The following is a 14,478-nucleotide window of genomic DNA, read 5'->3' as shown; positions in this document are numbered from 1 at the left end:
CGCTCGCCGTCGACGTCAGCGGCTTTCCGGAATGGGCGGTATTGGGAGCGTTGGCGACAACGGCATCCAGATCCGGCATCGGCTCGCCAGCTTTGTAGGTGGCGTAGATGCGGTCGCTCACCGTGTCGCGGATGGCGTTGAAGAACCGGCCGCAGCCATGGATATGCCGCCAGCGTTCGGCGACGATGCCCTTGGGGTTCTGGCGCAGATAGAGATAGGCCTCGAATTCCAGCTCGCCCTGATCGGCGATATCGGGCGAGCGCACGAGATGGGCTTCGCCCGCGTGGCGGAACTCGATTTCAGGCCGCTCTTCCTGGCAATAGGGGCAATAGATCAGCAACATTTTTCTTCTTGCTCCCTTAATGCGCGACGGCGGCGGCCGCCGCCTCGTCGATCAGGCGGCCGGTGCGGAAGCGGTCGAGCGTGAACGGCGCGTTAATGCGATGGGGTTCGTCGCGGGCGATGGTATAGGCGAAGACGTTGCCGGAGCCCGGCGTCGCCTTGAAGCCGCCCGTTCCCCAGCCGCAATTGACGTAGAGGCCCGAAACCGGCGTCTTGGCGAGGATCGGCGAGCGGTCCGGCGTCACGTCGACGATGCCGCCCCAGGAACGCATCATCTTCATGCGCGTAAAGATGGGGAACATCTCGCAGATCGCATCGAGCGTGTGGTTGATGATGTGCAGGCCGCCGGTCTGCGAATAGGAGGTGTACTGGTCGGTGCCTGCGCCGATCACCAGTTCGCCCTTGTCCGACTGCGAGATATAGGCGTGGACCGTGTTCGACATGACGACACAGGGGAAGGCCGGCTTCACCGGCTCGGAGACCAGCGCCTGCAGCGGATAGCTTTCCAGCGGCATGCGTACGCCGGCCATGTTCATCAGAACAGATGTATGGCCCGCGGCGACGACGCCGATCTTTTTCGCGCCTATGAAGCCTTGCGTAGTCTCGACGCCCGTCACCGCACCTGTCGGCGAACGGCGGATGCCGGTGACCTCGCAGTTCTGGATGATGTGAACGCCGCGGTCGGATGCGGCGCGGGCATAGCCCCAGGCAACCGCGTCGTGACGGGCCGTGCCGCCGCGCCGCTGTAGCGCGGCGCCGACGACGGGATAGCGCGCTGTCTGCGAGATGTTGAGCGGCGGACAGTATTTCTTCGCCTCTTCGGGCGTCAGCCATTCATTGTCGATGCCGTTCAGGCGATTGGCATGGACATGGCGTTTCAGGACCTGCACGTCATGGACGTTATGGGCGAGCATCATGACGCCGCGCGCCGAATACATGACGTTATAGTTCAGATCCTGGCTCAGCCCTTCCCACAGCTTCACGGCATGGTCGTAGATACCGGCCGATTCGTCATAGAGGTAGTTGGAGCGGATGATCGTGGTGTTGCGGCCGGTATTGCCGCCGCCGAGCCAGCCTTTTTCCAGGACTGCGACATTGGTGATGCCGTGCTCCTTGGCGAGATAATAGGCTGTCGCCAGGCCATGACCGCCGGCGCCGATGATGATGACGTCATATTCTGACTTTGGCTCCGGCGAGGACCATTGCTGTTCCCAGCCTTTGCCTCCGCGCATCGCCTCGCGGGCGATGGCGAAAACCGAGTATCTGCGCATGTTTTTCCCTTCTGGGCGACCGGCGGCTAAGCGCCGGCGGAATAGTCCCGTTTCCTTATCACTAGACCATCGCGGCTTGAAGATTTTGCCATTTTGCGACCAACCATGGCGTTTCACTTTCATGGGGTCGGGTATTTATTGGTATTATCGAATGGTAACCGGCCGTGATTCGCGCTGCCGCCCGGTTGTGGGGCGGGAGAGCCTCATATTTGACGCGCTGCAGTGTGGACATTGGCTCGGGTTTCTGCTATCAGCCAACTCCAATTTGCTTCGGATATCCGTTGCGAAGCCTTGGTGTTTGGAGGTTCGCAGCCGATCATCTGACCTTGGCTAAACCGAAATTCTAACTGAAACGGGATTACACGTGCAGGTACTCGTCCGCGATAACAATGTTGATCAGGCTCTCCGCGCGCTCAAGAAGAAGATGCAGCGCGAAGGCATCTTCCGTGAAATGAAGATGCGCGGCCACTACGAAAAGCCGTCGGAAAAGCGTGCTCGCGAGAAGGCCGAGGCCGTCCGCCGCGCCCGTAAGCTGGCGCGCAAGCGCGCCCAGCGTGAAGGTCTGGTCAGCGGCGGCCGCGTAGCTGCCCGTTGATCGGCGTTCCCCTGCGCTTTCGGCATGCGCCTGCGCGAGGGTTTTAAGGATTGAGCCAAAGGTGGGGTGATGATCGTCACCGCCACCTTTTTTGCTGTGTCACGCGCGGGGGAAGCCAAAAAGGAATAATGGAACTGCCGATGCGCCACCTCATGACCGCCGTCCAGCCGACTAGCTCCTTCCGTCCCAGCCTCTTCGCACTCGCATCCGTTGCAGTGTTGGCGCTCGCGGGCTGCCAGACCAGTTCGACCAATATTCTGGCGCCCATCGACAGGGCGCAAGGATCGAGCGAGAACATCAGTTCTCTCACCGGCGTCATTCAGAACAATCCACGCGATCCGGACGGCTATAATGTCCGCGGCTCGGCCTATGGGCGGGCGGGGCGCTATAAAGAGGCGCTGAAGGATTTCGATACGGCGCTGCAGATCAACCCGAATTTCTATCAGGCCTATGCCAATCGCGCCCTGATCTACCGCTTCATGGGCGAAGATGCCAAGGCGGTGAGCGACTATAACCGGGCCATCCAGATCAACCCGCAATATGACGCCGCCTATATCGGACGCGGCAATGTCTATCGGCAGGCGGGACGCCTCGGCGAGGCGTTCAACGATTTCCAGCGGGCCATTCAGCTCGATACGACCAATGGACGTGCCTATCACAATCGCGGGCTGATCTATCAGGCGCGCGGCCAGCACAAACTCGCCATCGAGGATTTCGCGACGGCCATATCGCTGCAGCCGAATGCGCCGGAGCCCTATAATGGCCGCGGCATCTCCTATATCGCGCTGGGCGATTACGACAACGCGTTCGACGATTTCAACACGGCCATCAATCTCGACGGCAATGTCGCGGAAAGCTGGGCCAACCAGGCGCTGGTCTATGAGCATCGTGGCGAAAAGGCTCGCGCGTCGAAATCCTATGCGCGGGCGGTGCAGCTCGATCCCAAATATCAGCCAGCCAAGGACGGGCTTGCAAGAACGCGTGGGTGAGGAGCAGTCCGTATAGTGCTCAAAAAGCCAAATTCTTGGCTTTTTGAGCACTGGATGCCCGCAGCCGAAGTGGAGGGCATACTTCGCCCGCGCTTCACCATACTGAAAAGGAACGCCTTTTCTTCGCCGCGGTGCTGCTTATACTGGCGCCATGTCGCTCTTCGATCACATCGGCTTCCATACACCTGATCTTGCCCGCTCCCTGCACTTTTATGCGGGATGCATGCCGGCGCTGGAACTGGAGGTGATACGCAATGCCGACACCTCGTTTTTCGTCAGCGGCGGCGAGCGGGCGCCGGTTCCGTTCATTTGGGTGATGGGGGCATCGCAGCCGGCCGCCGATTCGCCGGCTGCCGCCCCGCAAAATCCGGGCGATCACCTGCATCTGATGTTCGCCGCCCTTAGCCGCGACGCGGTGGAGGCCTTCCACCAGGCTGCACTTACCTTCGGCGGCATCGACAGCGGGCCTCCCGGCTATCAGGGACCGGAAGAGATGGGCTACTACGCGGCGCTCGTCTTCGATCCCGATGGCAACACGATCGAGGTCGGATTCCGCGAAAGACGGGGCTGATCTCTTCTCGAGCCGCTTTTGTTATAATCCGCCGAGCGCCTCGCTTGGCCGTCCTTCGCCAAGCGCCTTGCGGATAGCCGCGCGGGCGGAGACGATGTCGGGAACGAGCCAGTTGGGTTCCTGGCCAAGAAATTTGTCGAGGAAGGCGATGGCATAGCTCGGCATTTCAGCGATGTTTTCCTTGTAGGACCACCAGGTACGCAGATCGTCGGCGCATTTGTCGATGGATCTCGTCTCGCCGAATTCCTGCTGGAACACGGCGGCAACCGCGCCGATGCAGAAATTGGTGTAGAGGAAGCCTTCCGGCCAGAAATCGACGATTTCGCGCATGGATGTGTCGGCCGGTCGGGCGCCGATCCGCCGGGGCAGCGCCTTCGCCGGCTGTTCGCGGATCAATTCGCATAGCACCAGGCCGGCGGCGAAAACGATGAAATCCTTGCGGTCAACGCCGGCATAATCCTTCTGGGCATTGATGATCTCCACCCAGCCGAGAAACGCGCGCGTCAGCTTCTTCTCGTCGATCTCGAACGGCACGCCGTAGCTTTCCGTCACAAGCTTTGCATTCGTTCGGAAAGACGCCCTGAACCAGCGCAGCTGGCGCAGGCGATGACGCAGATCGGGTACAGAAACGAGTTCATTCTTCAGCAATATCTTCATCGCCGCCGCCATCCTTTTCGCCCCAAACCTACCATATCCGGCCGCTCTTCCCAAGAAATTGGGTGTTTCTCGCGAAGGGTTGATCAATCGCCTAACGATACATATTGACATTTGGAAAAACAAATGTTCTGTGAATATTAGCTGATTATAAGATCGCGCCGGTTCAGGTCCATATGAAACGGCGGGATCGGAGGATATAAGCGTCAGCCGCCGCAGGGGCGCTTGTCTTGGCCGGAAAGTCTGTCACTCTTTTGGCAAGGCGCGCTTTTTGGACGGATCGCGATGCGCCGTTAGGGGAGGAACCTTATGGCAATCTGGCAATGGGGCTTGCTGGCTCTGGCAGTAGTCTGGGCTCTGCAATCGCTCGGCGTCTGGCTCCAGATGCGGCACTATTCCGATGTGCTCAAGGGAGTCACATCAAAATATAATGACGGCTTTGTCGGTGCCGGCAATTGCCGGGGACGCCTCGGCAAGGGTGTGATCGTGCTGATCGTGGTGACGCCCGATCTCGTGGTGCGGCGGCTCCTGGAAATGAGCGGCCGCTCGGTGTTCGCAAAGTTCAGGAGACGTGAAGAATTCGAGGGCATGACCCTCGATGCTCTCCGGTCCGATCCCAACGCGCTGGGGGAGGGGGAGCCGGGCGTGGCGGAGGCCGTCAGGCGGGCGATCGAGCAGATCGACCGGATGCGGGCCGAGCCCAAGGAAAGGCCGGGGCTTTCCGGCCTGAAAACAATAGGCGCTTAGGTAAACGCCGGGAAGCGGGGAGCTTCGCCGAGTGGCGTAATTGATTATTATAGCCGCATGATCTTATCCGAAAAGTCTGCAACTTTTCGGAGTCATGCTCTGAGGAGGAGCAAGATGTCCATAGTCGCAATGTTGGCGCAACACGCCGACGTGACCATGCAGCACCTGTCGACGGCAGGTTCGCTGGTCTCCGATGCAGCTTTGCACGGAAAACATGCCGTCCTGCATGCAGGTCAACACGCAGGCAATGATCTCGTCATTCTCGCTCAGGCGGGTGGCGACAATCTGACAGTCGACCAGTTCCGAGAGCGGCTGCAGAACGTCCAGCAGGAGGAGCAGCTTGGCTGGCTTGCCAATATCGGCAAATATTTCATCGGCATCTTCCAGAAGGGTGGCGAGGTGTTCGCCGGCTTCGTGACCGGCATCATCCCAACGCTGGTGGTGCTGATGACCGCCTTCTATGCGCTGACGGAACTCGTCGGCGAGCAGCGGGTCCACGGCATCGCGCGCGGAGCGGGACGCATTGCGCTGACACGCTATACCGTCCTGCCGGTGCTGGCGGTGTTCTTCCTGACCAATCCGATGGCCTATACGTTTGGCTCGTTCCTGGAGGAGAAGCACAAGCCGGCTTTCTACGACGCGGCCGTCTCCTATGTGCATCCGCCGCTCGGCCTGTTTCCGCACGTCAATCCGGGCGAATATTTCGTCTGGGGCGGCATTCTGGTTGCCTTGCTCGAACTGGAAAGGAAGGGCGATGTCGCCAGCGGCTATCATATCCAGGTCGCCATCTGGTACGCGATCGTCGGTCTCCTCGTCATCCTGCTCAAGGGCATGCTGACCGAGCGTATCACCGCGATCATGGCGCGCCGCCAGGGCATCGAGCTTTGAGCCGGGGGAGGATGGAAAATGGTAAAATCATATAAGGCCGTAAAGATTTCCAGGGGATCCGGCGGCTGGGGCGGACCACTCGTCATCGAGCCGACTGCCCAGCGCAACAAGATCGTTTCCGTTACCGGAGGCGGCATTCATCCGGTGGCGCATCGCATCGCCGAATTGACGGGCGGTGAGGCTGTCGACGGCTTCCGGTCGCCTCCTGTGGAAGGCGAAATGGCGGTCGTGGTCGTCGATTGCGGCGGCACGGCGCGTTGCGGCGTCTATCCGCGCAAGCGCATCCCCACCGTGAACCTGACGCCTGTGGGACAGGCAGGACCGCTCGCGCAGTTCATCACCGAGGATATCTATGTCTCGGGCGTCAAGCCGGAGAATATCGCACTCGCGGATGGCTCGGAAGCGGCAACGGTCGCAGGTTCTTCTTCGAGCGTAGCTCCGGCATCGGCCGGGCCTGCCGCCACGGCTGCCGCGACAAAGGTGGAGCAGGGCGAAGGCGGCATGATCGGCTTCATCAGCTCCATCGGCCGGGTCATGGGCCGAGTCGTCGGCATCTTTTTCAATGCCGGCCGCCGCACCATCGACCAGGTCGTCCGCAACGTCCTGCCGTTCATGGCGTTCGTCACCATGCTGATCGGCCTGATCCTCTATACGGGCATCGGCGATATCCTGGCGCAGCCCATGGGACCGCTCGCCAATAATATCATCGGCCTGCTGATCATCTCGGCCATCTGCGGCCTGCCGTTCCTGTCGCCGATCCTTGGGCCGGGCGCGGTGATCGCACAGGTGATCGGCGTCGCCATCATCGGCCCGCAGATCGCCAATGGCACGATCTCGCCGGCGATGGCGCTGCCGGCGCTCTTTGCCTACAACACGCAGGTCGGCTGCGACTTCGTACCCGTCGGACTGGCGCTGGGCGAGGCCAAGCCGAAGACCATCGAGATCGGCGTCCCCGCCGTTCTGCTCAGCCGCCAGATCATGGGCCCGGTCTCGGTGCTCATCGCCTGGGCCGTAAGCCTCGTGGTATTCTGATCAATTGCAACGAACGGGGGCACCGCTTCCGCGGCGCCCCCACATCAAGGACAAGGAAAGGTACGCCATCATGTCGGTTCTTCTGAAAACGCGGATCACCGCAATCGGTCCAGAGGTGGCGGATCTGGCAGAGGGGGGCGTGGTCATATTGTTCGCCGATGGCGCGCCGCCGGAACTGGCCGAAGTCTCCATTCTCCATGCGGTGGAGGATGGTCCGAGCGATACCGGACCCGCCGTTGGCACGCCGATCCGGATCGGCGATGTTGCAGCCGAGATCACGGCGATCGGCGACTATGCATGGCAGAAGGTGCGCGATATCGGCCATGTGGTGATCAATTTCAACGGAGCTACCCAAGCCGAGCGCCCGGGCGAAATCGCGGCATCGGCGGTCGATCCCGACACGCTGGTGACGGCGCTGAAAACGGACACGATCATCACCATCGGCAACTGAGTTTCAGCTTCCATATTGATGTAGAGAATCTGGAAAGACGATCATGGAACGCTCGACCATCGTCAGAGTGCATGAGGGCCTTCATGCACGCCCCGCCACTCGCTTCGTCAAGCTCGCGAAGAGCTTCGAATCGAATATCGATCTGGTGAAAGGGGAGAAGTCGGTCAGCGCCAAGAGCTCGGTCAAGCTGATGCTGCTCGGCGTCAAGGAGAACGACGAGGTGACGGTGCGCGCCGAGGGCGCCGACGCCATCGAGGCTATCGAGGCGCTGATCGGCTATCTGGAGAACCCGAAATCGGGCCTCGAAGAGGATGCGGGAGAAAAGCCACAGCCGGCCGAGAGCAAGGTCGATGCGGTGGCCGTGCCCGCCGCGCCATTGCCTGTCGATGGCAGGTTGAAAGGTGTGGGCGCCAGCGAGGGCGTGGCGCTTGGCCTCGCCTATCCCTATTTCCCGGAGGAAATAAAACCCGGGAACCAAAAGCTCGCCCCGGATGAGGTCGAAGCGGAGATAACGCGCTTCCGCGACGCGGTGACAACGGTGCAGAAGCGGATGGACGCCTCGCTTGCCGCCGGTGGTCTCGCGGAAACCGATCGCGGCATCATCGCGGCGCTGAAGGACATTGCAGCCGATGAGACGCTGACCGAGGAGACCGTCGCACTCATCCGCGGCGGCATGGACGCGGTGACCGCCGTTTTCGGTGCGGCTTCCAAGGTTGCAACCGAATTTGGCGAAATGGATGATCCCTATCTCAACGCCCGTGCGGACGACGTGCATGCCGTTGGCCGTCAATTGTGCCTGGCGCTGCTGGGGCGCGAGGAAGGCTCGCTTGAGGATATCCCTGATGGTGCGATCCTGATCGCCGAGGATATCGGCGCGTGGGATCTGGCGCGCGCGCCATTGAAGCGCATCGCCGGCGTGATTTGCGGCCATGGCGGGGCGACATCGCATGTGGCGATCATCGCGCGTGCCCACGGCATTCCCGCCGTGCTCGGACTCGGCGGTGAGGTCGGGCAGCTTCGTACGGTCCAGCGCGTCGCGCTCGACGGCGGCACGGGGGAAGTCTTCCCCGATCCGAACAGCGAGACAGCGGCCCGCTTCGAGGCGGGTATCCGGAAAGCCGAAGAAGAGCGCGTGGCATTGAAGGTCTTCCGCGATATCGTACCGAAGCGTGCCGACGGAACGATCATCGAAGTGGCCGCCAATATCGGCTCGCTCGAGGAGATCGAAGCGGCGCAGGAGGCGGGCGCGATGGGGGTGGGGCTGTTCCGCACCGAGCTCCTGTTCATGCGCCATATGCATCTGCCTTCCGAGGACATGCAGACGGAGATCTATTCGACGCTGGCAAAGGCCTTCGCACCCTATCCGGTGATCGTGCGCACGCTCGATGTCGGCGGCGACAAGCCCGTCGCGGGCGTGGATTTCCCTGACGAGGAGAACCCTTTCCTCGGCTGGCGGGGCATCCGCATGTGCCTTGACCGGCCTGATATCTTCAAGCCGCAATTGCGGGCGCTTTTGCGCGCCGCCGTCCATGGGCCGCTGAAGGTCATGCTGCCGATGGTGTCGGACCTCACGGAAGTGGTGCGGACGCGGGCGTTGATCGAGGAATGCGAGGCGGAGCTGAAGGCCGAGGGCAAGGATTATCGCCGGTTTGAAACAGGCGTGATGATCGAGACGCCGGCGGCCGTGCTGATCGCGTCGATGCTGGCCAAGGAGGTTGCCTTCTTCTCCATCGGCACCAATGATCTGACGCAATATGTGATGGCGGCTGACAGGCTCAACCCGACGGTCGCCTCACTGAACGACGTTACCAACCCCGCCGTGATGGCGGCGATCGAGATGACGGCGAAGGCTGGCGTCGAAGCAGGCATCATGGTCGGCATGTGCGGCGAGGCGGCCGGCCGGCCCGACCTTATTCCGGAGTTCATCCGCATGGGGCTGACGGAACTCAGCATGAGTCCGGCATCGATCCAGCGGGCAAAGAAGTGCATAGCTGAGCTTGGCCAGCCCTGATCTCCGCTGCAGTCAGGGCAGATGCGGGATCAGGAGCGAGAAGATTTCCGCCAGAGCGCGGTCAGGACGGTCCGACGCGAAGGCTGCGCTGAACCGCTCTTCCCGCGCGGAGACCGCAAGGAATGCGCTCTCCAGGAGGTCCGTCCCCTCATCGGTGAGGCTTGTTGCGGACAGCGCATCCTGCGGCCGCGCTGTGGCGAGGGCGCAGGCGAGGCTGATTGTGGAAAAGACGGTGATCTCGATATCAGGCTGCAGGGGTGCGGTGGCCGGCAGCGGGGAGCCGGGCTCGATGATCTTCACCGGGTGCCGCCGCACCGTCTCGACGGCCATTGCGGCGCAAGCCACGGCGATATCGTCGGTAGAGGCATCGCAGCCGAGCGCGCGGGCAAACACATTTTTGTGATCGCGCTTCAGGTGCAGGTAAATATCGGCAAACGCCGCTTCATGGATGAAGGCGTCATTCCTGCCTGAGCGGCGCAGCACCTCCTTGGTGAGGTAATACATGTGGCGGTGGAACAGGCGCCCGCCGTCAGAATGGGAGAAGTAGTGCCTGAGGCTGCCGACGCGGCCTGAGCGGCCATGCGCTTCCGGATCATCGGAAATCAGTGAAATTGAGATGGTTTCAGCGAGGGTTAGCGCCGTATCGACGAAAGTCGCGGCTGTTCCCAAGAGCATTTCCGGCAGTTCAGCCGGACTTTTGGATCGCTGGTCCGCAAGCAGCCGATCATGGCGGTTCGAGCGGATGAGATGGCGCACATCGCGCAGACGATCTTTCAAATTGACAACGATATCATCCATGCTGAAAACGTTATCGCCGTTCAAATGGTTGAGCATCTTAACCGTAATTCTCCAGTTTATCGACCTAGACCATTTGCGCGTTTTGCGTGTAGGACGGTTGTGCCAGAATCTTGTTTCGGGACGGACCTAAAATCAATAGGTTCCATCTGTCGTCGGAAAAAAAATGAATCAGCATCGGGTGGACGAGGAGGACGACATTTGGCGGAACGGCAGACCGGAAAAACGAAGGCCGCACATGGCGGCAGTCGTGCTGGAGAGGCGACGTCTGGAAGTGTGCCGGGTGAAAGCCGAACCGATAGGCTGAGAACCCGCGCGGCATGGATGTACTATATCGAGCAGATGACGCAGAACGACATCGCTGACGTTCTGGGTGTCGGACGTGTGACCATCGTCCGCCTTCTGGCCGAGGCGCGGGCGCGCAACGAGGTCAAGATCTCGATCGACAGCAATTTATCCAGCCTGATCGGCCTGGAGCGGCAACTCGAAAAGGCATTCGGGCTGGAGCGCGCCATCGTCGCGCCGCTGTCAGCGCCGGGAAACGATCCGATCAATGCGATCGCCGCCGCGACGGGCAACTATCTCTCCGACGTGATGCGGCATGGCATGCGGGTCGGCGTCGGCTGGGGACGGACGCTGTTCAACACGCTTTCCTTCATCAATGCGCGCTCGCTCAATGATCTCAAGGTGATCTCGCTGCTGGGCGGCATCAGCCAGCCGCGCCGCTTCAACCCGGCGGAATTCGCCTGGCAATTCGCCGAGATATTCCAGGGCGAAGGCTATCTGATCCCGGCGCCGGCGCTGGTCGACAGTATCGAGACCAAACGAGCGCTGATCGAGCGCTGCGGTCTGAAATATGTCTTCGAAATGGCCGAGGACCTCGATCTGGTGCTGCTCAGTGTCGGCGGGATCGAAAGCGCCACGACCTCCTATCGCGTTGGCCATATCACCGAGGAGCAGCGGGATTCGCTTGCAGCCAAGGGCGCGGTCGGCGACCTGCTCTATCATTTCTATGACATCGACGGAAAACTGGTCGATCATCCCATCCAGGACGGCGTGATGTCGGTGAGCGTGGAAACGCTGCAGAAAGCGCCGGTGCGGATATTGACATCGGGCGGCCGGGAAAAGATCGCGGCGCTGCTCGGCGCGATGAAACTGATCCGTCCGACCGTCTTCATCACCGATGAAGAAAGCGCGGCGAGCCTTCTGGAAAAGGTGACGCCAACTGGTGATTGATCCGACGGTGAAACCGCCTCATCGCTTGACGATGCGATGATCCAGCCGCTCCACGAGGCGATCGCCGATCCACTGAACACCGGAGACGAGCACGATCAGGATCGCGACGACGGCGAGCATGATCTCCGTCTGGAAACGCTGATAGCCATAGCGGATCGCGAGATCACCCAAGCCGCCAGCGCCGATGGCGCCGGCCATGGCCGATGCGCCGACGAGCGTCACCAGCGTCACGGTGAAGCCTGCCACCAGGCTGGGCAGCGCCTCGGGGACGAGCACTTCGCGGACGATCGTCCAGCGCGTCGCGCCCATCGAGCGAGCGGCCTCGATCAATCCCCTGTCGACCTCGCGCAGCGAGACCTCGGCGATGCGGGCGTAGTAGGGAGTAGCCGCAATGGAGAGTGGCACGATCGACGCCCAGGTGCCGAGCGAGGTGCCGACGATGAAGCGGGTGACCGGGATCAAGGCCACGAGCAGGATGATGAAGGGCACGGAGCGGAAGCCATTGATGACCGCGCCGAGGCTGCGGTTTATCCAGAGGTTCTCGGCCAGCCCGCCACGATCCGTCAGGATGAGGATCAGTGCCAGCGGCAGCCCCGCGACCAGCGAGATCAGACCGGAAAAGCCGGTCATGATGATGGTTTCCCAGAAGGAGCGCCAGAGAAGATCAAGCATCGCCTGAGACATAGCCCAGCACCTCCACATGGTCCGCATTGGCGTTGAGATATTGCACCGCTTTCTCCAGCGCGGCCCTGTCGCGAGCCGGAAGGCCAAGGAACAAGGTGCCGACCGGCTCGTCCTGCACGGTGTCGATGCCGCCATGCAGGAGCCGGACGCCGATGCCGGTCGCCTCGGCCAAGCCGGCGAAGAAGGGACGCCGCGCTGCATCGCCGGAGAGCCGGACCCTGACGACAGCGTCGTCGCCCGTCGCCGGATCAAGCCGTTCGCGCAGCACGGGCGGCAGTTCCGGTATCAGCACCTGCAGCATGCTTTTCGTGGTGTCGGCTGCGGGATTGGCGAAGACCTGCCAGACCGGCCCTTCCTCGACGATCCGGCCGCGATCAAGCACGATGACGCGGTCTGCGACCCGCCGGATTACCTCCATCTCATGGGTGATGAGCAGGATGGTGAGCCCGAGCTGGCGGTTGATGTCCTTCAGAAGCGCCAGAATGGCCCGCGTGGTTTCAGGGTCGAGCGCCGAGGTCGCCTCGTCCGAGAGCAACAGGGAGGGCTTTGCCGCGAGCGCGCGGGCGATGCCGACACGCTGTTTCTGGCCCCCGGAAAGTTGTGCGGGATAGTTCTTTGCCTTGTCGGAAAGGCCGACGAGCTCAAGCAGTTCCGCCACGCGCTTCCTGCGCTGGGCCCGCGATTGTCCCTCGATCTTGAGCGGCAGCGCGATATTGTCTTCCACCGTCTTGGCGGAGAGCAGGTTGAAATGCTGGAAGACCATGCCGATTCGGCGGCGCACCGGCTGCAGGCGGCGCTCATCGAGCGCGGTGATCTCCACGCCTTCGACCTGAACGGAGCCGGAATCCGGTCGTTCCAGTCCGTTGAGGCAGCGGATCAGGGTCGATTTTCCCGCGCCGCTGCGGCCGATGATGCCGAGAATCTCGCCGCGCATCACGCTGAGCGAGACTGAATCGATCGCCGGTGTCTCGCCGAAGGAGCGCCGCACGTCGGTCAGCTTGACGACGATGTCGCCCGATGCTGCCTTGGGCTGCGCCTGCGCGACGGCATGCGCGAGAATATTGATCGCCTGGGTATTCACATCTTGCCTCGAACTTCGTCGGATGGCGCGTCATTTAAGCACAAACGGTCCGGATAGGGGATATCCGAACCGTGTGGCTTACGAGCTGGCTATGCCGGATGGCGTTTTACCAGGCCGGGATTGCCGTTCCCTTGTAGACTTCAAGCAGCTTGTCCTTCACCGCATCGTTCTGGAAGGCGGCGACGAGGGTCTTCACCCAGGGGGCGTCCTTGTCCTCGGTGCGGATCGCGATGAAGTTGTTATAGGGATTGTTTTCCTTCGATTCGCGGGCGATCACGTCCTTCACGGGGTCGAGGCCCGCCTTCAGCGCCCAATCATTGTTGACGACGGCGGCATCGAGATCATCGATGGAGCGACCGACAACGCCGGCATCGAGCTCCTTGATCTCCAGGTTCTTCGGATTTTCGACGATGTCGATTGGCGTCGCCAGGATGCCGGCATCGTCCTTGAGTTTGATCAGGCCCTGAGATTCGAGAACGCGCAGCGCGCGGCCTTCGTTCGAGGGGTCGTTCGGCACGCCGACCGAGGCGCCGTCCTTCAGCTCGCTCAGGTCCTTGACCTTGCGCGAATAGACGCCGATCGGGAAGACGGCGGTATAGCCGGCCGGCTCGATCTTATACTGATGCTGCTCGATCTGCGCATCGAGATAGGGCTTGTGCTGGAAAGCGTTGGCGTCGATTTCCTTGCGGTCGAGCGCTTCATTCGGCTGGGTATAGTCGGAAAAGGTGACGGTTTCGATCTTCAGCCCGTTCTTGGCGGCTTCATCGGCGACGACCTTCCAGATCTCCTCGTCCTGCCCGCCCATGATGCCGACCTTGATCGTCTTGTCCTGGGCAAGGCCCGATGCGGGGGCGGCGAAGCCGACGGTAAGCGCAATGGCCGAGAACAGCAGCGCTTTCAGGCTGGCGCGGCGTGCCGGCGACTTGGGAGAGGAGAGCGTCATCTTCTTGTTTCCTTGAATTCCCGTTCAAAATCACTGAGGTGAGGCAACCCGTTGCTCCCACCTTTATGGGGCTTCATAATTTCTATGAGGCCAAAGATAAACAAGAAATATTATTCCGTTTGTGCGGCGGGCGCGGAACGGGGTTTCCAGATGGGTTGATTGCCGGGAATCCGCTTCTCAATGAGAGG

15 protein-coding genes and 1 pseudogene are annotated in these 14,478 nt (G+C 61.4%); 9 read left to right on the top strand and 7 right to left on the bottom strand.

The genetic code is table 11. The annotated features are described in order from the left end of the window. Positions 1-67: 67 nt before the first annotated feature. Positions 68-343 (bottom strand): annotated as a pseudogene (locus tag ATN84_RS28160) (sarcosine oxidase subunit delta); the annotation flags it as partial. 16 nt (positions 344-359) lie between these two features. After that, positions 360-1,613: a sarcosine oxidase subunit beta gene (locus ATN84_RS17025; RefSeq protein WP_068882860.1), complete on the bottom strand. Its 1,254-nt coding sequence runs from the start codon at positions 1,611-1,613 to the stop codon at positions 360-362. Between the two features lie 364 nt (positions 1,614-1,977). On the opposite strand from ATN84_RS17025, the gene rpsU reads away from it, so the two are divergent. The 3 genes from rpsU (at position 1,978) to ATN84_RS17010 (ending at position 3,768) form a co-directional block, all read left to right on the top strand. After that, on the top strand, positions 1,978-2,208 hold the full coding sequence (gene rpsU / locus ATN84_RS17020; RefSeq protein WP_068882859.1) for a 30S ribosomal protein S21: 231 nt from the start codon (positions 1,978-1,980) through the stop codon (positions 2,206-2,208). 152 nt (positions 2,209-2,360) lie between these two features. Continuing rightward, a complete protein-coding gene (locus ATN84_RS17015) occupies positions 2,361-3,197 on the top strand; it encodes a tetratricopeptide repeat protein (protein ID WP_068883532.1) in 837 nt (278 codons plus the stop codon). A gap of 151 nt (positions 3,198-3,348) precedes the next feature. Next, on the top strand, positions 3,349-3,768 hold the full coding sequence (locus ATN84_RS17010) for a VOC family protein (RefSeq protein ID WP_068882858.1): 420 nt from the start codon (positions 3,349-3,351) through the stop codon (positions 3,766-3,768). Positions 3,769-3,789: 21 nt separating this feature from the next. Here the strand turns inward: ATN84_RS17010 and ATN84_RS17005 are convergent, their stop codons facing one another. Beyond that, entirely contained in the window at positions 3,790-4,425 is a 636-nt protein-coding gene (locus ATN84_RS17005) for a hypothetical protein (RefSeq protein WP_068883530.1), read from the bottom strand. A gap of 306 nt (positions 4,426-4,731) precedes the next feature. On the opposite strand from ATN84_RS17005, the gene ATN84_RS17000 reads away from it, so the two are divergent. The 5 genes from ATN84_RS17000 to ptsP all read left to right on the top strand — a co-directional run bounded on the left by ATN84_RS17000 (position 4,732) and on the right by ptsP (position 9,551). Then, on the top strand, positions 4,732-5,169 hold the full coding sequence (locus ATN84_RS17000; RefSeq protein ID WP_068882857.1) for a transcriptional regulator GutM: 438 nt from the start codon (positions 4,732-4,734) through the stop codon (positions 5,167-5,169). Between the two features lie 114 nt (positions 5,170-5,283). Continuing rightward, on the top strand, positions 5,284-6,057 hold the full coding sequence (srlA, locus tag ATN84_RS16995) for a PTS glucitol/sorbitol transporter subunit IIC (protein WP_153020278.1): 774 nt from the start codon (positions 5,284-5,286) through the stop codon (positions 6,055-6,057). An 18-nt stretch (positions 6,058-6,075) separates the two neighbouring features. Further along, a complete protein-coding gene (gene srlE, locus ATN84_RS16990; protein WP_068882855.1) occupies positions 6,076-7,089 on the top strand; it encodes a PTS glucitol/sorbitol transporter subunit IIB in 1,014 nt (337 codons plus the stop codon). A gap of 70 nt (positions 7,090-7,159) precedes the next feature. Next, complete coding sequence (locus ATN84_RS16985) at positions 7,160-7,540, top strand: PTS glucitol/sorbitol transporter subunit IIA (protein ID WP_068882854.1); 381 nt, start codon at positions 7,160-7,162, stop codon at positions 7,538-7,540. A 43-nt stretch (positions 7,541-7,583) separates the two neighbouring features. Next, positions 7,584-9,551, top strand: a complete 1,968-nt coding sequence (gene ptsP, locus ATN84_RS16980; RefSeq protein WP_068882853.1) for a phosphoenolpyruvate--protein phosphotransferase — start codon at positions 7,584-7,586, stop codon at positions 9,549-9,551. 12 nt (positions 9,552-9,563) lie between these two features. On the opposite strand, the gene ATN84_RS16975 is transcribed toward ptsP, so the two are convergent. After that, positions 9,564-10,349 (bottom strand): hypothetical protein, encoded by a 786-nt coding sequence (locus ATN84_RS16975; RefSeq protein ID WP_153020277.1) that lies wholly within the window; start codon positions 10,347-10,349, stop codon positions 9,564-9,566. A 198-nt stretch (positions 10,350-10,547) separates the two neighbouring features. Here ATN84_RS16975 and ATN84_RS16970 point away from each other — a divergent pair, with 198 nt between their 5' ends. After that, complete coding sequence (locus tag ATN84_RS16970) at positions 10,548-11,582, top strand: sugar-binding transcriptional regulator (protein ID WP_425287416.1); 1,035 nt, start codon at positions 10,548-10,550, stop codon at positions 11,580-11,582. Between the two features lie 18 nt (positions 11,583-11,600). On the opposite strand, the gene ATN84_RS16965 is transcribed toward ATN84_RS16970, so the two are convergent. From ATN84_RS16965 to ATN84_RS16955, 3 genes are all read right to left on the bottom strand, one after another. Continuing rightward, positions 11,601-12,266: a methionine ABC transporter permease gene (locus ATN84_RS16965; protein WP_068882850.1), complete on the bottom strand. Its 666-nt coding sequence runs from the start codon at positions 12,264-12,266 to the stop codon at positions 11,601-11,603. After that, positions 12,247-13,332, bottom strand: a complete 1,086-nt coding sequence (locus ATN84_RS16960; protein ID WP_425287422.1) for a methionine ABC transporter ATP-binding protein — start codon at positions 13,330-13,332, stop codon at positions 12,247-12,249. The genes ATN84_RS16965 and ATN84_RS16960 overlap by 20 nt, the downstream gene beginning before the upstream one ends. A 121-nt stretch (positions 13,333-13,453) precedes the next feature. Next, positions 13,454-14,290: a MetQ/NlpA family ABC transporter substrate-binding protein gene (locus ATN84_RS16955; protein ID WP_068882849.1), complete on the bottom strand. Its 837-nt coding sequence runs from the start codon at positions 14,288-14,290 to the stop codon at positions 13,454-13,456. Positions 14,291-14,478: the final 188 nt, after the last annotated feature.

The organism is Paramesorhizobium deserti, from assembly GCF_001558695.1.
Classification (GTDB): Bacteria; Pseudomonadota; Alphaproteobacteria; order Rhizobiales; family Rhizobiaceae; genus Paramesorhizobium; species Paramesorhizobium deserti.
Note: the sequence above shows the minus strand (reverse complement) of the source record. Positions and strands in the feature narration are given on the sequence as shown.